Here is a 21,873-nt window from a genome sequence, read left to right as displayed (position 1 = left end):
TCCTTCCCCGGGACCGGACGTCCACCCGCCACCAGAACCGCGAAGCCGCCAAAGTCGCTGAGCTGTTGCCGACGATCCAAACCATATGATCTCATCTGAGATTATCTCAGATAGACAGTTCACGTCGATCGACGGGAGACATCCATGCTTGAGCCGACCCGCCGGCGCACGCCCGAGGCGAACGGCACGCCGCCGGCCGTCCGGAACCCCGCGCCGCGCCCGCTCCCGCGCCATGCGGGAGGGCCTCGATGATCGCGGCCTCCCCTGACGAGCAGGTCCGCGACGAGGTCATGACCGCGGCCGCTGTGGTCAAGTCCTATGGGACCGGTGACGGCGCGGTGACCGCGCTGCGCGGGGTGTCGGCGGCGTTCACGCGGGGCCAGTTCACCGCGATCATGGGGCCGTCCGGGTCGGGGAAGTCGACCTTCCTGCACTGCCTGGCCGGACTGGACACCGTGACGTCCGGCACCGTCGTCGTCGGCGGGGCCGAGCTCACCGGCCTGTCGCGCACCCGGCGCACCGAACTGCGCCGCGACCGGATGGGGTTCGTGTTCCAGTCGTTCAACCTGCTGCCGATGCTCACCGCCGAGGAGAACATCCGGCTCACCGGACGGCTCGCGGGCCACCGTGCGGACCCGCGCTGGTTCGACACGATCGTGGACGCGCTCGGACTGCGCGAACGGCTGGCGCACCGGCCCACGCAGCTGTCCGGCGGGCAGCAGCAGCGGGTCGCCGTGGCGCGGGCGCTGCTGACGCGGCCGGAGGTGCTGTTCGCCGACGAGCCGACCGGCAACCTCGACTCCCGCTCGGGCGCCGAGGTGCTCGGGTTCCTGCGCACCGCCGTCGACGCCTACCGGCAGACGGTGGTCATGGTGACGCACGATCCCGCGGCCGCCGCGCACGCCGACCGGGTGCTGTTCCTCGCCGACGGGACGATCGTCGACGAGCTGACCGCGCCCACCATCGACACCGTGCACGCCCGCATGCGCGAGACGGAGGCCTGACGGTGGGGAACGCCATGTGGCTCATCGCGCGACGCTCGTTCGCCGGCAGCTGGATGCGGCTGACCGCGACGCTGCTGGCGGCCCTGGGCTCGATCGCGCTCATAGCCGGCTCGCTGCAGTTCGCGCTGCGCGCGCAGGAGGCGGTGTCGGGCAGCGACGCGAGCGAGTACTTCCGCGCCGACGTGCTCGTGCAGGGCGGGACGGTCGATCCGGACGACGCGGCCGCGCCGCCCACCGGCGCGGTCCCCATGGACCGGATCGCCTCCCTGCCCGGGGTGGCGGCCGCCGCCGGGGACGCGGCGGTGGCGGTGACGGCCGCCCGTCCCGACGGCCGGGCGATCACCGCGGCGGCCGAGGGCAGGACGCTGCTGCGCCCCTGGGTGCCCGACCCGCGGCTGAATCCCTACCGGCTGGAGGCCGGGCGCGCCCCCGCGGCCGACGGCGAGGTGGCGGTCGTCCGGTACATGGCGCGCGGGGGGAAGGTGCGCGTCGGTGACACGCTGACGCTGACGCTGCCCCGCCAGACGCGCCAGGACCGGATCGTCGGGATCGTCAGCGTCCAGGACCGCGATGCCGTGGCCGCCGGCAACCTGGTGCTGGCGCCGCCCGAGACCGTGCGGCGCGCCGCCGCGCTGCCCCCGGGCACCTGGCCGAGCGTCTGGCTGAAGGCCGCCCCGGGCGTGCCCGCCGCCCGCCTGCGCGACGGGGCGGCCCGGGAACTGGGCGGCGCGGCCACGGTGCGCACCGCCGAGTCCGTGCGGCGCGCGCAGGCCGCCGCCGCGGAGGGCGAGGGCGCCTCGATCGCCGGCGTCATCGGCGGGCTCTCCCTGGTGGCGATCTTCGTCGGCCTGTTCGTGGTCGCCAACACGTTCGGCACGCTGGTGCGGCAGCGCACCCGGCTGCTGGCGCTGCTCAGCGCGATCGGCGCCACCCCGCGGCAGGTCAAACGGCTGATCCGCCTGGAGGCGCTGATACTCGGCGCCATCGCCGCCGTGGGCGGCGTCGCCGCGGCCTTCCCGCTGTCCGCGCTGATCATCCGGCTGTTCGCGCGGGACGGCTTCGACGTCTCGGCCGCGGCACCCCAGTTCGGGTGGGTCGCACTGGGGATCCCGGCGGCGGCCGGGATCCTGGTCACCCAGGCCGCAGCCTGGCGGGCGGCGCACCGCGCCGCGGGCACCTCGCCCGTGCAGGCACTGCGCAGCACCGTCACCGAGACCCGGGGGCGCCGGTGGCCGCGGCTGTCGGCCGCCTGCGCGATCTTCACCGGCGCGGCCTTCTGGTGGGCGGTGGCGGCCGCGGTGCGCGCCGACGACCCGCCCGGACCGGACCGCACGTTCGGGATCTCGCTGATGATCCTATTCGGGACGCTGCTCGCCATGACCGGCCTCGCCGTCCTCACCCCCTTCTTCGTCGGACCGCTCGGCGGGCTGGTGGGGCGCATCGGGCCGCTGGTCAGCGGGGAGGCCGGACGGCTGGCGCACATCACCGTCATCCGCAGCCCGCGCCGGGTCTCCTCGGCCGCCTCGTCACTGATGCTGGGCATCGCGCTGGTCGCCTCCGTGGTGCTCATCACCATGTCGGTGCACGACCGCTTCCGGGAGGCGGGCCGAGAGGTGATGGCGGCCGACCACGCGGTCACCGCGACCGCCCGGACCTCCGAAGGCGCGCCCGCGCCACTGGCCCGGGACGTGGCGGCCCTCGTCGCGGACGTGCCGGGGGTGTCGCGGACGACCGCCCTCACGCAGACCGAGGTCAAGCTGGTCCCGGATCCGGAGCCGCTCGACCCCGGCGAGGCACCCGAGCCGTTCCGCTTCCTCGTCAGCGGCGCCGAGCAGACCGGGCTGCGCGACGTCCTGCGGCTGGGCGGCCGGCCGCCGGCGCTGCGGCAGGGAGAGATCGCACTGTCGGGGAACGTCATGAAGGAGCGGGATCTGCGGCGCGGCCAAGAGATCGTCGTCCAGGGCGCCCGGGGCCGGGTCCCGCTCAAGGTGGCGGGCGCGTACCACGACCCCTCCCACCTGTTCGCCGACCAGGCACTGGTGGCGCCCGCGACCATGGACCGGATCGACGCCGGCGCGGCGACCCGGGCGGTCCTCGTACGGGGCGGCTCTCCGGAGGCGCTGGAGCGCGCGGTGGCCGGGGTCCCGGGGGTGCGGGTCCTCGGCCGCGACGCGTACGTGAGTGCGGCGTCGGATTCGCTCACCCGGCCGCTCAGGGCGACCTACGTCTTCGTCGGCATGGCGCTGCTGCTGGCCCTGTTCGGCATGGCGACCACGGTTTCGATGAGCGTCGCCGACCGGACCCCGGAGTTCGGACTGCTGGGCGCCGTGGGGGCGACCATGAGGCAGATCCGCTCGATCGTCCGATGGGAGGCGGCCATCGTGGTCGTCCTCGGCACGATCCTCGGCAGCATGATCGCGATGGGAGTGCTGACCCTGCTGCACGTGGCCACCGGGAGCTCGTTCCTGCGCCCGGACCCGCCGTGGTGGCTGTTTCCGCTGCTGGCGGCGGGCGCGGCCGTGACGACGCCGGCGATCTCGGCACTGCCCGCACGCCGGGCCGCCGCCGTCCCGGTCCTGGAGGCCGCCAAGGCCCAGTGAACCGCGACCGTCACAGTGGGTGCGCGGCTAGACCTCAGCGGGGGGCGAGGTCGTTCGAGTAGGTGCGCTGGTACGGAACAACCAATGCGCGACGACCAACGGGATGACGCCTACGGGATACCAGGCCACGTCAACGAGGTCGAACTGGGCGCCCAGCAGTTGGCGCGCGAACCAGCTGCGTTGGGAGATTTCGCCCGGCAGGGGAGTGAGCTGTGCGAACTCGATGAACCAGCAGTAGGCGACCGCGATGCTACCGGCGGGCAAGGGAGAGATCCGCGGCCGTACGAAGAGCACGATCGTGTAGACGATGGCCCCTGACAAAGCGGCGCCGGAATACTGGTCGACAAGCCCGTCCGCCACGGCGCGGATCGCATAGGCCGCGCCGGCGAAGCCGGCTGCCGACACGACCATCAGCAGCCGAACCCAGCGCGCAGCGAGCGTCATCGCACGATCTTAAGCGGCAACGCACACTCATGCCGCCACAGCGCCTACGCCCGCCCGGGCTGGTGTGGACGCGCCGGCGGGCGGTGGGCCTACCGAGGCTCAGGGGCGATGCGGTACCCGTGCGACGGCCCTCAGCACGTGGCGGGCGTGCTGGACGACGTCCTCCGGGATCGCCTCGGCGCACGCGGCGCCCAGGCTCTGGGGCGGGCTCAGCCGCGGCGCGGCGGTGAGGCGGTGAGGCGGTGAGGCGGCGCGGGGTCAGTGGCGGCGCTTGGCGGCCCAGTCGCGGATCTTGGCGATGCGCTCGCGGATCTCCTCGGCGCTCGCCTGGGGGACGGGCGGGCCGCCGCAGGCGCGGCGCAGCTCGTTGTGGATGACCCCCTGCGGCTGGCCCGTCCGGTGGTTCCAGGCGTTGACGAGGCCGTTCAGCTCGCGGCGCAGGGCCGCGATGTCCTCGGCGGCGGTGCGGTCGGCGCGCGGGTCGCCGGTCTTGCGCCGGCGCTCGTTGGCGATCTGCTCGGCCTGCCGCTTGCGCAGCAGCGCCGACACCTGGTCGGGCTCCAGCAGGCCGGGGATGCCGAGGTACTCCTCCTCCTCGGCCGACCCCGGCTCGGCGTTCATGCCGAACTCGCCGCCGTCGTAGAGCACGCGGTCGAACGTCGCGGACGCCTCCACCGTCTCGAACGGCAGCTCCTCGCCGACGTCGGGCGTGTCCTCCCGGCGGTTGGCCTCCGCGAGGAGCTCGTCGTCGAGGCCGTCCTCGCGGACGGGGCGGTCGAGGACGTGGTCGCGCTCCTCCTCCATCTCGGAGGCGTGGCCCATCAGCGTCGGCACCGACGGCAGGAACACCGAAGCGGTCTCGCCGCGCTTGCGGGCGCGGACGAAACGGCCGATGGCCTGCGCGAAGAACAGCGGCGTGCTGGTGGAGGTGGCGTAGACGCCGACGCACAAGCGCGGGATGTCGACGCCCTCGGACACCATGCGGACCGCGACCATCCAGCGGTCGTCGGTCTCGGCGAACCCCTTGATCTTCTTGGACGCGGTCGGGTCGTCCGACAGCACGATCGTGGCGCCCTGCCCGGTCACCGCGCGCAGCATCTTCGCGTAGGCGCGGGCGGCCTCGTGGTCGGTGGCGATGACCAGGCCGCCCGCGTCCGGGATCACGCGGCGCAGTTCGGTGAGGCGGCGGTCGGCCGCGGCGAGCACCTGGTTGATCCAGTTGCCCTTCGGGTCGAGCGCGGCCCGCCACGCCTGGGACGTCTGGTCCTGGGTGAGCGGCTCGCCGAGGGTCGCGGTGATCTCGTCGCCGGCGCGGGTGCGCCAGCGCATCTCGCCCGCGTACGCCAGGAAGATGACCGGCCGGACGACGCCGTCGGCGAGCGCGGGCCCGTAACCGTAGGTGTAGTCGGCCCGGCTGCGCCGGACGCCGTCCGGCCCCTCCTCGTACTGGACGAACGGGATCGGGTTGATGTCGGTGCGGAACGGCGTGCCGGACAGCGCGAGCCGCCGCGTCGCCGGCTCGAACGCCTCCCGGACGGCGTCGCCCCACGACAGGCCGTCGCCCGCGTGGTGCACCTCGTCGAAGATGACCAGCGACTTGCGCGACTCGGTGCGGTTGCGGTGCAGCGCCGGGCGCGCCGCGACGGTCGCGTACGTGACGGCGACGCCGTGGAAGTCCTTGCCGACGGGGCCCTGCCCGTTCTGGTACTCGGGGTCGATCCTGATGCCGACGCGGGCCGCCGACTCGGCCCACTGCCGCTTGAGGTGCTCGGTCGGGCACACGATCGTGAGCGACGAGACGACGCGGCGCTCCATCAGCTCGCGGGCGAGCCGGAGCGCGAACGTCGTCTTGCCGGCGCCGGGCGTCGCGACGGTGAGGAAGTCGCGCGGGCCCGGCGCCGTTCCGTCCGCGCCGAAGTACGCCTCCAGCGCCTGCTGCTGCCAGGCGCGCAGGGACTGCGCGGTCCCCCAGGCGGCCCGCTCGGGGAAGGCGGGGGGCATGCTCGATGCGGCGAAGGTGCTCACGGTCATTGAAGGCTACCGAGCCGCACCGACAGATCGGGCCGCGCCGGGCGCACCTGTGCCGAGATCCACACCCTGGCGGGCGCGCCCCGAGGACCGGTACGCCGCCCACACCGCGCGGATGCGACGCCCCTGACCTGCGGTGAAGCCCCGCATGCAGGCGTCCTGCGCGTAGTCCATGAAGTTGTGGATCGGGTCGAGACCCCGCTGCGGACACGTGTCGCGGCCGTGGGGGCAGCCCTGCGCCGGCTCCTCCTCGTACGGGGTGTCGGCCACCCCGTCGCCCGGCGCGGTGCACCCGCCTTCGAACGTGTGCATCAGGCCGAGCCAGTGCCCGATCTCGTGGACGGCCGTGTACCCGTGGTTGAACGGCGCGTAGGAGCCGTACGGCAGGCTGCGGTAGTCGACGGTGACGCCGTCCATGCGCGGGTCGCGCCGGTACCACTGGGGGAAGGTGGAGAAGCCCAGCACGTCCGCCCCGACGGCCGCCGTGTAGAGGTTGAGCGTCCCGCGACCGCCCTTGCGGAGGCGCCGCTTCATCGCGCCCTCGTTGCGCTGCGGGTGGTAGAACCAGGCCGCGTTGTCGGTGCGGTCGAGCGAGACGAGCCGGAACCGCACGCGGGTGTCGGCGCCGCCGAGGCGTCCGCCGTAGGCCGCGTTCAGCGTGGCGATCTGCCGCCCGACCGCCGCCGTGGACAGCCGCCCCGTACCGCCGCTGTGGAGGACGTGGAACCGCACCGGGACGACGAGGCTCCCCGCCCTGCGCTCTCCCGGGTAGGGGCGGGCCGCGTCGATGCGGGCCTCGTCGGACGTCCCGAACCGGTCGAGGAGCGTGCGGCGGAGGTCGGCGAGCATCGCGACGGCCTGGTCGTGGCCGAGGTCGACCCGGTCGCGCGGACGGACCGAGCGGACCGCGCCGTCCCTGGCCCCCGCCGCGTGCAGCGTCCCCGGCCCGCCCGACGTGCCCGGCGTGCCCGCTGGGTGCCGGACGCACCCGTCGTCGCCGTGCGCGACCGGAGCGGCCCGGAGCCGTTCCCGCTCCTGCTCACTGAAAGAACCCGGAACAGCACACACAGTGACCATCAGTGCGCACAGTGAAACCCCGGCAATCCGCCGCATCGAATCCCCCGATTGTTCAGGGACGCCCCATTCGGGACGTCCCGCGATAAGAAACGCCGAGGTCCCGCGGCACCTGACCGCAGGACCTCACGCGCGCACGCCTATCCGGCGGCGCGCCCTCGACCGCCGTTCAGCGGCCGGTCACTCCTTGCCGTCGCCGCCGGACTGCATGGATTCGTAGATCTCCTTGCACTCCGGGCAGACCGGGTACTTCTTCGGATCCCGGTTCGGCACCCAGACCTTGCCGCACAGCGCGATCACCGGCGTGCCGGTCACCGCACTCTCGGTGATCTTGGCCTTCTTCACGTAGTGGGCGAACCGCTCGTGGTCGCCGTCACCGTGGGAGAGGTCCGGCCGGACATCGCTCTCGGTGTCGCTGTTTGGAAGGATCTTCGTACTCACGTCGTTCACCTTAGTTCAGCGTGGGGTCGTCGGGGAAAGTGGAGACGAAGGCCAGGTCGCCGCCCTGCCGGCGCAGCACGTGCTGCCACAGCCGCTCCGGGTCGGCGGCGAACACGTCCCCGGCCTCGGCGGGCACCAGGTACCACGAGCCGTCCTCGATCTCGGCCCGCAGCTGCCCGGGCGACCAGCCGGCGTATCCGGCGAACACGCGCAGCTGCAGCAGTTCCGCCGCGAGCAGGCCGGGCGGGGCCTCCAGGTCGACCAGGCCGACCCGGGCGACCTCGGCTCCCCCGTCCAGGGCGCGCCATCCGAGCGGCTCGTCCTCGCCTGGCAGCCGGGCCAGGGCGAGCGCGTTCTCCAGCGCGACCGGTCCGCCCTGGAAGACCACGGCGGGGCCCGTCACCAGCTCCGCCCACGGCGGCAGCACCCGGTCGACCGGAACCTCGGTCGGCCGGTTGAGGACGACCCCCAGCGTGCCGCCGTCGCCGTCGTGCTCGACCAGCAGGACGACGCTGCGCCGAAAGTTCGGATCCTCCAGCTGCGGGGTGGCCACCAGCAGGAGACCGACCCTGATCCCGTCTTCCATGGGTCCCATGATGCGTTGCCCGGACCCCCGGCGGCACGTCCCTGGACTCGTTAGCCTGTTACGCATTCCTATCGATGGGGATATCGGCACCACGAGGTCCAGGGTTAAGAATGATCTAGGATCATCGGCCACCCGCTTGGTCCGCGCCGGGAGGACAGCGATGCAGTTGCCCAGGGTCATCATCGCCGCCGTGTTCATCGTGATCGGGGCGCTGATCGCGATCCCGGCCCTGGTGAAGTCGACCGGCTCCGCGTCACCGGCCTCCAGCACGGAGTCGACGTCCCCGAGCCCGTCCGGCGGTTCGCCGTCCACCTCGGGCAAGCCGACCCGCACCCCGTCGCACACCCCGACCCGCACGCCGACCCGCACCCCGACGCACCCGCCGACCACGGCGGCGCCCGCGCAGCCGGTGACGGCCACCATCGGCTCGGTGTCCTGCCCCGACCGCACCGTGAACGTCAAGGTCCGCAACACCGGGACGCAGACAGAGGACTTCTCCATCGAGAAGAACGACGACTCCGCCGCCGTCCCCGGCAAGATCGGCCCGGGCGCCACCCGGACCGTCGCGGTGAAGCTGCGCGAGGACCGCCGCACCCGCATCACCGTCCGGTGGGCGAACCGGCAGATCGAGAGCGCCACGGTCAAGGCGAACTGCAAGAAGGCGGGCGGCGCGCCGCACGAGACGCCGCCCGGCAAGCTGCCGCACACCGGCCCCGACACCGTGCTGTGGGCGCGGGCCGCGACCGGCGTCGCCATCATCCTGACCGGCGCGATCATCTTCTGGTACGGAGGCATCTGGCCCCGCCGCCGCGAGCAGATCTTCGCGGGCCGCAAGTCCGACTGAGCGCGCGGGCCCGAGCCCGGAGGCACGAGCCCGCCGCGAGGACGACCGCCGCGCCTAGGCCTCGGTGCGGGGGCGGCCGCCCGCGGCCTCGCGGACGGCGCCGGCGACGCGGGTGCTCACGTCCGGGTGGAAGACGCTCGGCACGATGTAGTTCGGGCCGAGCTCGTCCGGGGTGACGACCTCGGCGAGGGCCTTGGCCGCGGCCGCGAGCATGTCGAGGGTGACGCCGTCGGCCTGGGCGTCCAGCAGGCCGCGGAACACGCCCGGGAACGCCAGCACGTTGTTGATCTGGTTCGGGTAGTCGCTGCGGCCGGTGGCGACGACGGCGGCGTGCTCGCGGGCCTCGTCCGGCGACACCTCCGGCTCCGGGTTGGCGAGCGCGAACACGATCGCGTCGTCGCTCATGGTGGCGATGTCGTCGCCGGTCAGGATGCCGGGGGCCGACACGCCGATGAACACGTCGGCGTCCTTCACCGCGCCGCGCAGGTCGCCGGAGTAGCCGCCCTCGTTGGTGTGCTCGGCGATCCAGCGGAGCGAGTCGTCGAGGTCGTCGCGGTCCTTGTGCACGGCGCCGCGGTAGTCGCAGACGACGAGGTTGCGGGCGCCGGCGTGCATCAGAAGCTTCAGGATGGCGGTGCCGGCCGCGCCCGCGCCCGCCATCGTGATGCGGACGGCGCCGATGTCCTTGCCGACGACGCGCAGCGCGTTCGTCAGCGCGGCGAGCACGCAGATCGCGGTGCCGTGCTGGTCGTCGTGGAAGACGGGGATGTCGAGCAGCTCGCGCAGCCGGGCCTCGACCTCGAAGCAGCGCGGCGCGGAGATGTCCTCCAGGTTGATGCCGCCGAACGCGGGCGCGATGATCTGCACCGTCCGGACGATCTCGTCGGTGTCCTGCGTGTCGAGGCAGATCGGCCAGGCGTCGATCCCGGCGAACCGCTTGAACAGCGCCGCCTTGCCCTCCATGACCGGCAGCGCGGCCTCCGGGCCGATGTTGCCGAGGCCGAGCACCGCCGAGCCGTCGGTCACCACGGCGACGCTGTTGCGTTTGATCGTCAGCCGGCGGACGTCCTCGGGGTTGCGGGCGATGGCCAGGGAGACGCGGGCGACCCCGGGCGTGTAGGCCATCGACAGCTCGTCGCGGTTGCGCAGCGGCACCTTCGACTGCATCTCGATCTTGCCGCCGAGGTGCATCAGGAACGTCCGGTCGCTGACCTTGTGGATCTTGACGGAGTCGATCCGCTCCAGCTCGCCCGCGATCGCCTCGGCGTGCTGGGTGTCGCGGGTGGCGATCGTGACGTCGATGCGCAGCGTCTCGTGGCCGGCGGTGTTGACGTCGAGGGCCGTGACGATGCCGCCGGCGTTCTCGACCACGTGGGTGATCTGGCTGACGGCCCGGCCGCCGGCCGGGACCTCCAGCCGGACGGTGATGGAGTACGACACGCTTGGCACGCTCGCCACGACAGTTGCTCCCTATTTATACGGGTTTGTCCACATCCGAGCGCGCCGAGCCGAGGGGACGGTGCGTCCGGGGCCGCCGCCCGGTCCCGTCCGGCGGCTCCCGACGCCCGGCCGCGGCGCCGATCGGCTCGGCGGTCGCGGGGCACGGGCGGCCCCCGTGGTGTCGATCACTGGATGGTGTCGGGCACGGGCTGGCAGAGCCGCGGATCGGCGGAATCGACCCCGTAGAAGTGCTTCACCCGTGGAAGTGCTTCATGTGGGCCGCACGGGCGCGGTCATCGCCATCGAGCATACGCTCAACATCGCGTTCGGGGGGCCCGCTCGGCCCGGACGCCCGTGCTCGGAACCCCGGTTCGGAGCACGGGCTTCGCGGCACGGGCGCGGGGGTCCGGCTCAGAACAGGGCTGACTGGAGGCCGCGGCGGGCCTTGCCGACGCGCGGGTCGTCCGGCGGCAGCAGCTCGAACAGCGACAGCAGGTGCTTGCGCACCGCGTCGCGGTCGTCGCCCGCGCTGCGCCGCACCGCGCCCACCAGCCGGTCGAAGGCGTCGTCGATGCGCCCGGACACCATCTCCACGTCGGACGCGCTGATCTGCGCCTGGACGTCGCCGGGCTTCTCGGCCGCCTCCTGGAGCGCGCGCTCGGCGTCGAGCGACCGCACCCGCAGGCTCAGCTCGACCAGGGCGAGGCCCTGCTTGGCCTGGTCGTCCCTCGGGTCGGCGGCGAGGACCCGCTCGAACGCGCCCTTGGCCGCGTCCAGGTCGCCGCGCTGCAGGGCCTCCTCGGCCTCGGAGTACACCGGGTCGGCCGCAGGGGCCGCCGCGCCGGCGGCCGGCTGCTCGCCCGCGGGGGCGTCCGGCAGGATGCCCTCGCTGCGCAGCGCCTCGAAGAGCTGGTCGATGGCCTGGCGGACCTGCGGCTCGGGCGCGGCGCCGTTCAGGAACGGCAGCAGCTGCCCGGCGACGACCGCCGCGACGAACGGGATGCCGCGCACGCCCATCTGCTGCATGTAGGCGCCGAGCTGCGGGTTCGCGTCGATGTCGACCTTGGCCAGGATCCACTTGCCGGCCGCCTCGGTGGCGAGCTTCTCCAGGATCGGGCCGAGCTGCTTGCACGGACCGCACCACTCGGCCCAGAAGTCCACCAGGACGGGGACGGACTGCGACCGCTCCACGACCTCGGTGTTGAAGGTCTGGTCGGTGACGTCCACGACGTAGGGGCCGCCGGGCGCGCCCGCGGCGGGCGCCGCGCCGCCGGCCGCGCCGCCGGACTGGGCCCGGCGTTCCTGCTGCTTCCTTGCCGCGGCCTGGCGCGCTCCCAGGTCGATGGCCCCGTGCAACGAAAAGTCCCGAGAAGGCATGGGTCCATCCTGCCCCATGACCGCGCCCGGCCGTACGTCCGTACGCTCCCAGCGGAGCGCGGGCCCCGCGACGGACGCCCAGTGTGTCCGCATAAATGGCGCAATAAGAGAATTGCTCGCCTTCTTCGATTTCCTTCCCCGGGCGCCCCGGGCAAAGACTTCAGGCGTCCTGCCGTAAAGGCAATAAGATTGCTGACAGCCATCACCAAGCCCGGTTATAGTCACGATGTCGATGCATTGCGGCCCGGCAAAAGCGACCGGGCCGGCGCCGCCGGGGGGCGGCCCCGGCCCGCGGGCGCGCCGCGTGGCGGGTTGGGGGACCCGAGGCCACCGGGGCGGCGGGGGTGCCGTCCGGCCGCCGCGACCGCATGACGAACAACGGGGGGAAAACTTGTGATCGCGGAGCATTCCGTGATCGTGGCCCGAGGAATGGGTGTCCGCCGCGGGGGGCGGTGGCTCCTGCGCCCGGTGACCTTCGGCGTGCCCGAAGGCGTGGTCGGCCTTGCCGGTCCACCTGGTGCCGGTAAATCCACTCTGCTGGCCACGTTCGCGACCTTGCGCAGGCCGAACGCCGGCGCGCTGCACATTCTCGGGCACGACATAACGAACGCCGCGGGGCAGCGGGCCGCCCGTGCCGGGATCGGATACCTGCCCGCCCGGTTCTCGCAGGCCGAGGGCATGACGGCCGGAGAGTTCGTCGCCTACGCCGCGTACTACAAGCGGACGAGCGCGTCCGCCGCGCAGAGCATGCTCCGCCGCTTCGACCTGACCGACGCCGCCGGGACGGAGCTGGCGCTGCTGCCGCCGGAGGTCCGGCTGCGCGCCGGGCTGGCCGCCGCCTGCGTCCACGAGCCCGGCCTCGTCCTGCTCGACGACCCCTTCGGCGAGCTGTGCGCCGCCGCCGAACCGTGGCCCACCGGCGCCGCCGGGCCCGGCCGGCAGACGCTGACCACGGCCATGGCCGAGCTGATCCCGGTGCTGCGCTCGCTGGCGCCCGCCGTGGTCGTCACCGCCGACGCCACCGAGACGCTCACCGGCTGGTGCGACCGCCTCTTCACGCTCGCCCGCGGCCGGCTCAGCGAGCAGCCCGCGCAGTCGGCCACCGCCCGCCGCGGCCGCACCGCCGCCGACCGGCGCGGTGCCTCCGAACGACGGGGCGCCCCCGAGCGACGGGGGGCCGCCGACCGGGTGGGCGCCCCGGGCGCGCGGGACGCCCTCACGCCGCAGGCGGTCGACGCGATGGCCCGGCGGCGTCCCTCCCTGCGCACGATGCGGCAGGTGTCCCTGCCGCAGCTGAGCCTGCCGCACCTGACGCTGCCGCCCTTCTCCCTGCCGACCCTGCCCCTGCCGCCCCGGGCCCTGCCGCCCCTGACGAAGGCGCGGGCGGGGCGGTCGCCCGCCGAGAGCGCCACCGGTGTCTGACCTCGGGCGGGTGCTCCGGCTGGACGCCCGCCGCACGGCGCTGCTCGTCGCCGTGCCGGTCCTCACCGGGCTCGGGACGGCGGCGGCGTGCCTGTCGCTCTCCCCGCCCGTCGCGTACTGGGACAACACCGTCGTCGCGCTGGTCAACGCCGTCCGCTTCCTGGGCCCCGCCGCCGCGGGGCTGGCGGCTTGGACGGCCGTCCGGGAACGTCCGCTCGACTACCTGCGCGACCTCACCGCCCGATCTCCCGCGACCGGTGCGCTGTTCGACCTGCTGCTGCTCTCGTCCGCCGCCCTGGTCTCCTACGTCGTGGTCACCGCCGTGGCCGTCACCGTCACCCTCGTGCACGCGCACGCCGGGCAGCCCCAGCCGCTCGGCGTGCTGTCGGGCGCGGGCGCGCTCGTCCTGCACGTCGTCGTGGGCTACCTGACCGGACGCGTCGCGCCGCACCGCGCCACGGCGGCCCTCGTGCTCGCCGCCACGTCCCTGTGGGCCGCCCTGCGCATCCCCGGCATGTCCTGGTGGAGCCTCCTGCCCCCCGCCGCGCTCCCCCGCATCCGGCTTTTCACCGCTTTGCGCCCCGAGGTGTTCGCCGACCAGATCCTGTGGACCACGGGGCTGACCGCCGCGCTGATCCTCGGCTACGTGATGTGGGCGACGCGCCGGCTCCTGCTCGTCCTGCCGCTGGCGGTGGCGCTGGCCGCGACCGTCTCGGCCTCCCTCGGCCTGCACGACTCCGGCGGCGGAACGGTCGCGCCCGCCCGGGCGGAGCCGGTTTGCCGGCGGTGGCCCCTGACCGTCTGCGTGCACCCCGCCCTGCGGGACGCGCTGGCCCCGCTGATGGAGGCGGCCACCCCGCTCGCCGCGCGGCTGAACGGCACGCCCGGCGCCTTCACGAAGGTCGAGCAGCGTCCCTCCTGGGAGCCCGTCACGGTGGTGGGCGGCGTCGCCGGCGTCCACCTCGACGAGGACCTCTCCCCCGGATACGCGGCCCGCGCCGTCCGGCAGATCAGCGACGGGCTCAAGGACGCCCGGTACTGCACGGCCGAAGGCGATTCCCGCGGGGGCTACCGCGCACTGGTCGACGCGTGGCTCCTCGGCGACGAGCCCCCGGCCGTCACCGACACACTCACGGCGCGCCGGTTCGCGTCCTGGACCGAGCAGCGGCGCCGCGACTGGCTGCGGCTGCACTTCGCCCGGTACCGCGCCTGCGCGCTCGGCCCGCGCGACTTCCGCACGCCGCGTTCCACGGAGGGCCCCCGGCGCGGGGTCCTGGCGACCCGTCCTGCGTGACCGCGGCAGGACCCCCACCCGGCCGCGGTCACGCAGGAGGTCAGACGCCCCGGCCGACGGGCTCCGGCTCGGCGGCGGGGCGCGTCCAGTGGCGCTCCACCAAGAACGGGGCGACGGGCAGGACGGCCGCGCCCAGGGCGAGGACCGTGCGCTTGAGGTCCCAGCCGAGCTGCTCGCGGACGAGGAAGACCAGACCGACGTAGGCCATGAAGAGGACTCCGTGTACCGGCCCCATCAGCTGCACGCCGACCGGCGCGTCCGCCCCGTACTTCAGCGGCATCGCGACCAGCAGCAGGAGGAGGAACGAGACCGCCTCGGCGACGGAGACGAACCGGAAAGCACGAATCATGTCCACGCCCCGCTCAACGGCGCGCCCGCGGTCCGCGGTTTCCGCCCCGCATATGACGTCGCTCACACGGCCGTGCGCGAACCGTGAACACCGCAAGCCGTGAACGTGCGCAAACCGTGACGTGTGCGACGCCCGGCGGGCCTCTACTGTGTCCGCGTGGACTGGAGCCTGCTGACCTGCGCGCGCAAGGGACACATCACCTACGCGCCGGACGAGGAGGGGCTGCGCGAGCGGCTCGTCGTCTCGTCCCCCATCGGCGACGCGTGGCGCTGCCTGCGCTGCGGGACCTACTTGCACGGCGAGCCGCACGGCGCGGGCCCGGCCGACCGGGCGCCGCTGGTCAAGCGCGGCCGGGAGCTGCGCGACGCCTTCATCATGCGGTTCTTCGCGGTCGAGCGCGGCATCCGCGGCCTGATCGTCCTGGTCGCCGCGTACGGGGTGTGGCGGTTCGCGGGCAGCCGCGGATCGATCGAGCGGATCTTCGAGAAGGAGATCCCGCTGCTGCGCCCGCTCGCCGAGCAGATCGGCTGGGACCTCGACCACTCCAAGGTCGTCACGTCCCTCCGGCACGTGTTCGACCTGGACGCGCGGACGCTGCGCTGGCTCGCCGTCGGCCTCGTCGTCTACGGCGCGATCGAGCTGATCGAGGCGGTCGGGCTGTGGCTGCTGCAGCGCTGGGGCGAGTACTTCGCGGTCGTCGCGACGTGCTTCGGGCTGCCGATCGAGATCTACGAGCTGGTGGAGAAGGTCACCGCGCTGCGCATCGGCGCGCTGGTGCTCAATATCGGTCTCATCGTCTACATCGTCGTCACCAAACGGCTATTCGGCGTGCGGGGCGGGCGAGCCGCGCACGAGGCGCATCTCCGCAGCGAGTCGCTCATAGAGGTCGAGCTGGCGACGCACGAGTCGGACCTGCGGCACCCGTCCCGGCCCGAGCCCGAGCCCACCGGATGAGGTAGCGGACGCCGCAGCCGGGAACATCGGGTACATGGCTCGCTCGGAAACGAAGAACGACGCGAAGAAGGGCACGCCCGCCAAGGCGTCCCCCGACCGCTCCCGCCCCCCTCGGCGCGGCCTCCTCACCCCGGTCGCGATCATCGTCGCCACCGTCGCGATCGTCCTGGTCGCCCAGCAGGCGCTGCACGGCCTCCCCCACTGGCTGAACCCGTTCGGGGAGGAGACGAAGGACCGCAGCGGCCCCGTCCTGCTCAAGTCGATCCGCGACCTGCACCGCTACGAGGCGGCGAGCGGCAACTTCCAGGTCGTCGTGGACCTGGAGAAGGACGCCAAGTTCCTGCCGTCCTCGCTGCGCGGCAAGCGGACCCTGTTCGTCGGCAACGGCTCGGTCGACGCCTACGTGGACTTCTCGAAGCTGGGCTCCGGCGCCATCAAGGTCAACGAGGACCGGACGGCGGCGACGATCACACTCCCGCCCGCCCAGTTGGAGAAGACCAACCTGGACCCGAAGAACAGCTACGTCTACGCGACCCAGCGCGGCGTCTTCGACCGCTTCGGCGACTTCTTCAGCAGCAACCCGAACAACCAGCAGCAGCTCTACGTCCTGGCGTCCCAGAAGATCCAGACGGCCGCCGCCCAGAGCGGCCTGAAGCAGCGCGCCGACGCCAACACGAAGTCGATGCTGGAGAACATGCTCAAGGCCCTCGGCTTCAAAACGGTGACCATCACCCCGGCCCCCCAGTAGCACCCTGAACCATCAGCATTCCGATCCGGGCCCCGAGCCCCAAGCCGGTGGCCCGATCGGAGCGCACTGGCACCAGCCACCACCGCACCACGCGACGACCCCAACACTCGCGATCGCGTCCGAAGGCGGATTCGAGCTTGCGAGAATCCGATCGCGCAGCGAGCCGCAAGGCGAGCCGGAGCGATGCAGCGATCGCCCGTGGTCTGAACCAGGCGCGAGCCGCTAGGCGAGCGACTGGTTCGGAACACGAATAAGCAGAGCGTCGCCCTGGCCGCCGCCGCCGCACAATCCGGCGGCGCCGGTGCCGCCGCCGCGGCGCTTCAGCTCGTAGGCCAGGTGCAGGACGATGCGGGCGCCGGACATGCCGACCGGGTGGCCGAGCGCGATGGCGCCGCCGTTGACGTTGACCTTCTCGGGGCCGACGCCGAGGTCGCGCATCGACTGGATGCCGACCGAGGCGAAGGCCTCGTTGATCTCGATGAGGTCCAGGTCGTCGACGGTGCGGCCCTCCTTGCCGAGGGCGTGCTTGATCGCGTTGGACGGCTGGGACTGCAGCGAGTTGTCCGGCCCGGCGACGTTGCCGTGCGCGCCGATCTCGGCGAGCCAGGTGAGGCCGAGCTCCTCGGCCTTGGCCTTGGACATCACGACGACCGCGGCGGCGCCGTCGGAGATCTGCGAGGACGACCCGGCGGTGATCGTCCCCTCCTTGCTGAACGCGGGGCGCAGTCTGGCCAGGCTCTCGGCGGTGGTGTCGCCGCGCACGCCCTCGTCGGTGGCGAACACGACGGGCTCGCCGCGCCGCTGCGGGATCTCGACCGGGGCGATCTCCTCGTCGAAGACGCCGTTCTTGATCGCCTCGGCGGCGCGCTGGTGGGAGCGGGCGGAGAACTCGTCCTGCTCCTCGCGGGAGATGCCGAGCTTGGCGTTGTGGCCCTCGGTGGACTCGCCCATGGAGACGCCGTCGAAGGCGTCGGTGAGGGCGTCGTAGGCCATATGGTCGAGGACCTCGACGGAGCCGTACTTGTAGCCGCCGCGCGACTTCGGCAGCAGGTGCGGGGCCTGGGTCATCGACTCCATGCCGCCCGCCACCACGATGTCGAACTCGCCGGCCCGGATGAGCTGGTCGGCCAGCGCGATCGCGTCCAGCCCGGACAGGCAGACCTTGTTGATCGTGATGGACGGGACGCTCATCGGGATGCCCGCCTTGACCGCCGCCTGGCGGGACGGGATCTGGCCCGCGCCCGCCTGCAGGACCTGGCCGAGGATCACGTACTGGACCTGGTCGCCGGACACCCCGGCCCGCTCCAGCGCCGCCTTGATCGCGTGGGCGCCGAGATCGGCCGCGGAGAAGTCCTTCAGCGAGCCCATCAGGCGCCCGATGGGGGTGCGCGCTCCGGCGACGATCACGGACGTGGTGCTCATGTGGGGGCCTCCAGGGTGGTGCTGCGGCGACGTTTGCCACGATACCCACGGGAGCGGCGTTCGGTTCCGTTCGCCCCCGCCTGGCCGTCCGAGGAGGGACAAAGCACATGCTGACCCGTATCGACCACATCGGCATCGCCTGCCGCGATCTGGACGCGACCGTCGAGTTCTACAAGGCCACCTACGGCTTCACCGACGCGCACTTCGAGGTGAACGAGGAGCAGGGCGTGCGGGAGTGCATGCTCAAGATCAACGAGACGGGCGACGGCGCGGCGAGCTACCTGCAGCTCATCGAGCCGATCCGGGAGGACTCGGCGGTCGCCAAGTGGATGGAGAAGAACGGCGAGGGCGTCCACCACATCGCGTTCGGGACGGACGGGACGGTCGCCGACGAGGCGGCGGGCATCGCCGGCAAGGGCGTGCGGGTGCTGTACGACGCGCCGCGCAACGGGTCCATGGGATCCTTGATCAACTTTTTGCACCCGAAGGACTGCCACGGCGTCCTGACGGAGCTGGTGCAGAAGCGTCCGGACGGCGAATGATCTTGCCGGTGCGGGGTACGGCGCGGGCGGGCCAGGATCGTGACGTGTTCGGTATCACGGTCACGGTCCGCACGGCGCCGACCGCCGCTCTGTGACTGTTCAGACACATCTGGTGCATTTGCACCCCCACACCTGGGCTCACACGGGCATGCCACACGGGCGAACAAAAAGGACATTCCACGCAGCGCGTCAAGATGAGCCCCCAACACGGCAGTGTCCGGAGTACGCTTCAGTCGCCGGAAGAGGTCTGGGGCACTGCGTCCGTCATGCCAGGCGATCAACCGGTCCCCGGAACCACCCGTAGCCCCGTCACATCAGGATTGAGCCACATGCAGTCCGACATCGACGCCCAGCTCAGCAACTTCTTTGAAGACACGCCCCCGCGCGAGTTCGACGTGGTGCTTCGCGGCTACGACCGGCACCAGGTCGACGAGCACATCAAGCAGCTCGACAACGAGGTGCGGCAGACCCGCGAGCAGACCCAGGCCCTGCAGCGCGAGCTGTCGGACGCCCACCGTCAGCTGCAGGAGCAGGAACGTCCGACCTACTCCGGTCTCGGCGCCCGCATCGAGCAACTGCTGCGGCTCGCCGAGGAGCAGGCGACCGAGCTGGTCCAGGCGGCCCGCTCCGAGGCGAACGAGATCAAGGCCGCGGCCAAGGTCGACGCCGCCGAGCAGCGCGCCACCGCCGAGAACGACGCCTCCGAGCTGCGCGCCAACGCCCAGCGCGAGGGCGACGACATGCGGCAGGCGGCCGAGCGGGAGGCCGAGGAGGTGCGCACCTCCGCCCGCCGCGAGGCCGACGAGCTGACCTCCACGACCGAGCGCGAGGTCGCCAAGCTGCGGGCCACCGCCGACCACGAGGTCGCCGAGAAGCGCGCCGCCGCCGAGCGCGAGATCGCCAAGCTGCGCACCACCACCGAGCGCGAGGTCGCGCAGCTGCGCGCGTCCACCAAGCGCGAGCGCGACGAGATCCTCACCACGGCCAAGCGGCAGGCCGACGAGATGCGGGCCCAGGCCCAGCGCATCCTGGAGGAGAGCGAGGCCCAGCGCGCCCAGGCCGAGGCCGAGTTCGAGATCCAGCTCGCCGCCCGCCGCGAGGAGGCCGACCGGCAGGACGCCGAGCGCCACTCCGCCGCCCAGGCCGCGACGCAGAAGCTCGTCGCCGAGGCCGAGCAGCGCGCCGCGTCCGCCGAGCAGCGCGCCGCGAAGGCGACGCAGCAGGCCGAGCAGACCCGGCGCGAGGCCGACTCGCACGCCAAGCAGCTCATGGCCAACGCGCGCAAGAACTCCGACAACGTGATCGCCGAGGCCAAGGCCCAGGCCGAGCAGCTGCTCGCCGAGACCAAGTCCGAGGCCGACCGCGTGCGGACGGCGGCGCAGCGCCAGGTCGACGAGCTCACCCGGCAGCGCGACAGCATCACCAGCCACCTCAACCAGCTGCGCCAGCTCATCGGCGGCGTCGCGCCGACGATGGGCGCCGAGCCCGAGCTGGCCGCGCCCCCGGAGAAGGCCGCGATCCCGGCGGCCGAGCCGAAGCCGGCCCCGGCGCAGCAGGCCCAGCCCAAGCAGCAGCCGGCCGCCAAGGCCGCGCCCGCGAAGCCGGCACAGGCCAAGAAGTCCGAAGACGACGACGAGGACTGGTGGCAGGAGTGACCACCTGACGGTCGGGCATGACGGGAAAGCCTGGAGGCGGTGAAACGCCTCCGGGCTTTCCGTCGTCTCAAACCCGTAGACGCAGGACAGAGGAGAGCGGCGTGCCCGACCAGACCCCCCACGACGACGGCCGCGACCCCTCCCCCGGCGAGGGGCGGCCCGCGACCGGCAGCCGGGTCCCCGCTCCGGCGCCGCCCGCCGACGACCCCCGCAACGGCGAGGCGCGGGACGAAGAGGCGCGGGACGGTGAGGTCGGCTCCGGTGGGACGGACGACGACGAGAGCGTCGCGCCGAGTGGTGCGCTGATACCCGAGGAGATCGAGCAGCCCGTGGGCGAACGCGACCCGGCGACCGGCGGCCCCGTCACGCTCCCGGCCGCGCAGTCGGCCACCGAGCCGGTCGCGCCCGAGCCCGGTGCGCCCGACCCGGCGCACGACGTCGAGCAGCGCAAGCGCGAGGCGGGCGTCGACCACCTGTTCCCGTTCGGCAGGCCCGGCCAGCCGCTCGGCCGCGCGCACCCGTTCGTGTTCGGGTTCACCGCGGCGCTCGGCGTCATCACGGCCTGGATGCTGGTGAAGGCGGCGACGAACGCCAAGTCGGTGCTCGTCATGATCGTGGTCGCGATGTTCCTCGCGGTCGGCCTCAACCCGGCGGTGGAGCGGCTCCGCAAGTTCGGCCTGCCGCGCGGCGCCGCCGTCGCCACGGTGTTCCTGATCGTGATCCTGTTCTTCGCCGGGTTCGTCGCGTCCCTCGTCCAGCCGGTGTCCGAGCAGGTCACCGAGCTGCGGCACAACATCCCCGAGTACGTCCAGCAGTTGCAGGACAACAAGCGGCTCGCCGAGTGGGACAAGCGCTACGGCCTGCTCGAACGGGCCGAGAAGACGGTGAACGGCGACGGCTTCCAGAGGGGCCTCACCGACACCGCCACCGGCATCGGCAAGGTCGCGATCAACGGCATCTTCCAGACGATCACGATCCTGATCCTGACGCTGTACTTCCTCAGCTCGCTGCCGCAGATCAAGACGTTCTTCTACCAGCTCGCGCCGCGCTCCCGCAGAGCCCGCGTCGCCCTGCTCGGCGACGAGATCCTCGACCGGATCGGCGGCTACGTCGCGGGACAGTTCACGATCGCGCTCATCGCGGGCGTGTGCTCGTACGTCTTCCTGTCGATCCTCGGGGTGAAGTACGCGCTCGCGCTGGCGCTGATCGTCGCGGTGACCGACCTGGTCCCGCTCATCGGCGCCACGATCGGCGCGGTGGTCGTCTCCCTGGTGGCGTTCCTGACCGGGAACACGACCGACCTCATCGTGTGCGCGATCTTCTACGTCGTCTACCAGCAGGTGGAGAACTACCTCGTCTACCCGCGCGTGATGAAGCGGACCGTGGACGTCCAGCCGGCGGTCACGATCGTGGCGGCGCTGGTCGGCGCGGCGCTGCTCGGCGTCGTCGGCGCGCTGCTGGCGATCCCGACGGCGGCGGCGATATCGCTGCTGATCCGCGAGGTCGCCATGCCGCGCCAGGAGACGCTGTAGGCCCCGGCCTGATCCGGCCCTGCTTGCGAGGCCCTCGCAAGCACGGTCTCGGGGGGGCGGGGCGGGGCGGGGCGGGGCGCGCGGCGGGGGGCGGGGGCGGGCGGCCCCCCCCCCCCC

Annotated in this window: 19 protein-coding genes; 10 read left to right on the top strand and 9 right to left on the bottom strand. The window is 72.9% G+C overall.

Features of this window, described 5'->3' with window-relative positions; all coding sequences use genetic code 11:
- Positions 1-248 precede the first annotated feature (248 nt).
- On the top strand, positions 249-1,004 hold the full coding sequence (locus ABWI07_RS01670; RefSeq protein ID WP_353817381.1) for an ABC transporter ATP-binding protein: 756 nt from the start codon (positions 249-251) through the stop codon (positions 1,002-1,004).
- 2 nt (positions 1,005-1,006) lie between these two features.
- Positions 1,007-3,604 (top strand): FtsX-like permease family protein, encoded by a 2,598-nt coding sequence (locus ABWI07_RS01665; RefSeq protein WP_353817380.1) that lies wholly within the window; start codon positions 1,007-1,009, stop codon positions 3,602-3,604.
- 27 nt (positions 3,605-3,631) lie between these two features.
- Here ABWI07_RS01665 and ABWI07_RS01660 read toward each other — a convergent pair whose 3' ends face one another.
- From ABWI07_RS01660 to ABWI07_RS01640, 5 genes are all read right to left on the bottom strand, one after another.
- A complete protein-coding gene (locus tag ABWI07_RS01660) occupies positions 3,632-4,048 on the bottom strand; it encodes a ribosomal maturation YjgA family protein (RefSeq protein WP_353817379.1) in 417 nt (138 codons plus the stop codon).
- Between the two features lie 258 nt (positions 4,049-4,306).
- On the bottom strand, positions 4,307-6,049 hold the full coding sequence (locus tag ABWI07_RS01655) for a DEAD/DEAH box helicase (protein ID WP_149259593.1): 1,743 nt from the start codon (positions 6,047-6,049) through the stop codon (positions 4,307-4,309).
- Between the two features lie 36 nt (positions 6,050-6,085).
- Positions 6,086-7,153 (bottom strand): zinc metalloprotease, encoded by a 1,068-nt coding sequence (locus tag ABWI07_RS01650; RefSeq protein ID WP_353817378.1) that lies wholly within the window; start codon positions 7,151-7,153, stop codon positions 6,086-6,088.
- 177 nt (positions 7,154-7,330) lie between these two features.
- Positions 7,331-7,591 (bottom strand): DUF3039 domain-containing protein, encoded by a 261-nt coding sequence (locus ABWI07_RS01645; protein WP_200841858.1) that lies wholly within the window; start codon positions 7,589-7,591, stop codon positions 7,331-7,333.
- 10 nt (positions 7,592-7,601) lie between these two features.
- Positions 7,602-8,177 (bottom strand): YqgE/AlgH family protein, encoded by a 576-nt coding sequence (locus ABWI07_RS01640; RefSeq protein WP_149259444.1) that lies wholly within the window; start codon positions 8,175-8,177, stop codon positions 7,602-7,604.
- 160 nt (positions 8,178-8,337) lie between these two features.
- Between ABWI07_RS01640 and ABWI07_RS01635 the strand changes: the two genes are divergently transcribed.
- Positions 8,338-9,021, top strand: coding sequence for a hypothetical protein (locus ABWI07_RS01635; RefSeq protein ID WP_353817376.1), 684 nt, complete (start codon positions 8,338-8,340; stop codon positions 9,019-9,021).
- Positions 9,022-9,075: 54 nt separating this feature from the next.
- Here the strand turns inward: ABWI07_RS01635 and ABWI07_RS01630 are convergent, their stop codons facing one another.
- Both ABWI07_RS01630 and ABWI07_RS01625 read right to left on the bottom strand, forming a co-directional pair.
- Positions 9,076-10,479, bottom strand: a complete 1,404-nt coding sequence (locus tag ABWI07_RS01630; RefSeq protein ID WP_149259442.1) for an NAD-dependent malic enzyme — start codon at positions 10,477-10,479, stop codon at positions 9,076-9,078.
- Positions 10,480-10,872: 393 nt separating this feature from the next.
- A complete protein-coding gene (locus tag ABWI07_RS01625; protein ID WP_353817375.1) occupies positions 10,873-11,838 on the bottom strand; it encodes a tetratricopeptide repeat protein in 966 nt (321 codons plus the stop codon).
- Between the two features lie 429 nt (positions 11,839-12,267).
- Between ABWI07_RS01625 and ABWI07_RS01620 the strand changes: the two genes are divergently transcribed.
- Complete coding sequence (locus tag ABWI07_RS01620) at positions 12,268-13,260, top strand: ATP-binding cassette domain-containing protein (RefSeq protein ID WP_235036817.1); 993 nt, start codon at positions 12,268-12,270, stop codon at positions 13,258-13,260.
- Positions 13,253-14,554 (top strand): hypothetical protein, encoded by a 1,302-nt coding sequence (locus tag ABWI07_RS01615; protein WP_353817374.1) that lies wholly within the window; start codon positions 13,253-13,255, stop codon positions 14,552-14,554. The genes ABWI07_RS01620 and ABWI07_RS01615 overlap by 8 nt, the downstream gene beginning before the upstream one ends.
- A 40-nt stretch (positions 14,555-14,594) precedes the next feature.
- Here ABWI07_RS01615 and ABWI07_RS01610 read toward each other — a convergent pair whose 3' ends face one another.
- Positions 14,595-14,903, bottom strand: coding sequence for a DUF3817 domain-containing protein (locus tag ABWI07_RS01610; protein ID WP_149259440.1), 309 nt, complete (start codon positions 14,901-14,903; stop codon positions 14,595-14,597).
- Positions 14,904-15,059: 156 nt separating this feature from the next.
- Between ABWI07_RS01610 and ABWI07_RS01605 the strand changes: the two genes are divergently transcribed.
- Together ABWI07_RS01605 and ABWI07_RS01600 are read left to right on the top strand one after the other, a co-directional pair.
- Entirely contained in the window at positions 15,060-15,857 is a 798-nt protein-coding gene (locus tag ABWI07_RS01605; RefSeq protein ID WP_353817373.1) for a DUF2127 domain-containing protein, read from the top strand.
- A 34-nt stretch (positions 15,858-15,891) separates the two neighbouring features.
- Positions 15,892-16,605: a DUF4230 domain-containing protein gene (locus tag ABWI07_RS01600; RefSeq protein ID WP_353817372.1), complete on the top strand. Its 714-nt coding sequence runs from the start codon at positions 15,892-15,894 to the stop codon at positions 16,603-16,605.
- 222 nt (positions 16,606-16,827) lie between these two features.
- Here ABWI07_RS01600 and ABWI07_RS01595 read toward each other — a convergent pair whose 3' ends face one another.
- Positions 16,828-18,027, bottom strand: a complete 1,200-nt coding sequence (locus ABWI07_RS01595; protein ID WP_353817371.1) for an acetyl-CoA C-acetyltransferase — start codon at positions 18,025-18,027, stop codon at positions 16,828-16,830.
- A gap of 107 nt (positions 18,028-18,134) precedes the next feature.
- On the opposite strand from ABWI07_RS01595, the gene mce reads away from it, so the two are divergent.
- The 3 genes from mce to ABWI07_RS01580 all read left to right on the top strand — a co-directional run bounded on the left by mce (position 18,135) and on the right by ABWI07_RS01580 (position 21,756).
- Entirely contained in the window at positions 18,135-18,569 is a 435-nt protein-coding gene (gene mce, locus ABWI07_RS01590) for a methylmalonyl-CoA epimerase (RefSeq protein WP_149259436.1), read from the top strand.
- A gap of 329 nt (positions 18,570-18,898) precedes the next feature.
- The gene (locus tag ABWI07_RS01585) at positions 18,899-20,224 is read left to right on the top strand and encodes a DivIVA domain-containing protein (RefSeq protein WP_149259435.1); all 1,326 of its coding nucleotides are present in this window, start codon (positions 18,899-18,901) and stop codon (positions 20,222-20,224) included.
- 101 nt (positions 20,225-20,325) lie between these two features.
- Complete coding sequence (locus tag ABWI07_RS01580) at positions 20,326-21,756, top strand: AI-2E family transporter (RefSeq protein WP_353817370.1); 1,431 nt, start codon at positions 20,326-20,328, stop codon at positions 21,754-21,756.
- Positions 21,757-21,873: the final 117 nt, after the last annotated feature.

The sequence above is a fragment of the Actinomadura sp. NPDC000600 genome (genome assembly GCF_040492135.1).
In the GTDB taxonomy this organism is placed as follows: domain Bacteria; phylum Actinomycetota; class Actinomycetes; order Streptosporangiales; family Streptosporangiaceae; genus Spirillospora.
The sequence above is the reverse complement of the archived record's forward strand: the minus strand, read 5'-3'. Positions and strand labels throughout refer to the sequence as shown.

Excerpts from the sequence above, each read along its gene's own strand:
- ABWI07_RS01620 (WP_235036817.1), top strand. The coding sequence starts at position 12,268 with ATGGGTGTCCGCCGCGGGGGGCGGTGGCTCCTGCGCCCGGTGACCTTC.
- ABWI07_RS01610 (WP_149259440.1), bottom strand. The coding sequence starts at position 14,903 with ATGATTCGTGCTTTCCGGTTCGTCTCCGTCGCCGAGGCGGTCTCGTTC.
- ABWI07_RS01655 (WP_149259593.1), bottom strand. The coding sequence starts at position 6,049 with ATGCCCCCCGCCTTCCCCGAGCGGGCCGCCTGGGGGACCGCGCAGTCC.
- ABWI07_RS01625 (WP_353817375.1), bottom strand. The coding sequence starts at position 11,838 with ATGCCTTCTCGGGACTTTTCGTTGCACGGGGCCATCGACCTGGGAGCG.
- mce (WP_149259436.1), top strand. The coding sequence starts at position 18,135 with ATGCTGACCCGTATCGACCACATCGGCATCGCCTGCCGCGATCTGGAC.
- ABWI07_RS01640 (WP_149259444.1), bottom strand. The coding sequence starts at position 8,177 with ATGGAAGACGGGATCAGGGTCGGTCTCCTGCTGGTGGCCACCCCGCAG.
- ABWI07_RS01595 (WP_353817371.1), bottom strand. The coding sequence starts at position 18,027 with ATGAGCACCACGTCCGTGATCGTCGCCGGAGCGCGCACCCCCATCGGG.
- ABWI07_RS01585 (WP_149259435.1), top strand. The coding sequence starts at position 18,899 with ATGCAGTCCGACATCGACGCCCAGCTCAGCAACTTCTTTGAAGACACG.
- ABWI07_RS01670 (WP_353817381.1), top strand. The coding sequence starts at position 249 with ATGATCGCGGCCTCCCCTGACGAGCAGGTCCGCGACGAGGTCATGACC.
- ABWI07_RS01600 (WP_353817372.1), top strand. The coding sequence starts at position 15,892 with ATGGCTCGCTCGGAAACGAAGAACGACGCGAAGAAGGGCACGCCCGCC.
- ABWI07_RS01660 (WP_353817379.1), bottom strand. The coding sequence starts at position 4,048 with ATGACGCTCGCTGCGCGCTGGGTTCGGCTGCTGATGGTCGTGTCGGCA.
- ABWI07_RS01650 (WP_353817378.1), bottom strand. The coding sequence starts at position 7,153 with ATGGTCACTGTGTGTGCTGTTCCGGGTTCTTTCAGTGAGCAGGAGCGG.
- ABWI07_RS01635 (WP_353817376.1), top strand. The coding sequence starts at position 8,338 with ATGCAGTTGCCCAGGGTCATCATCGCCGCCGTGTTCATCGTGATCGGG.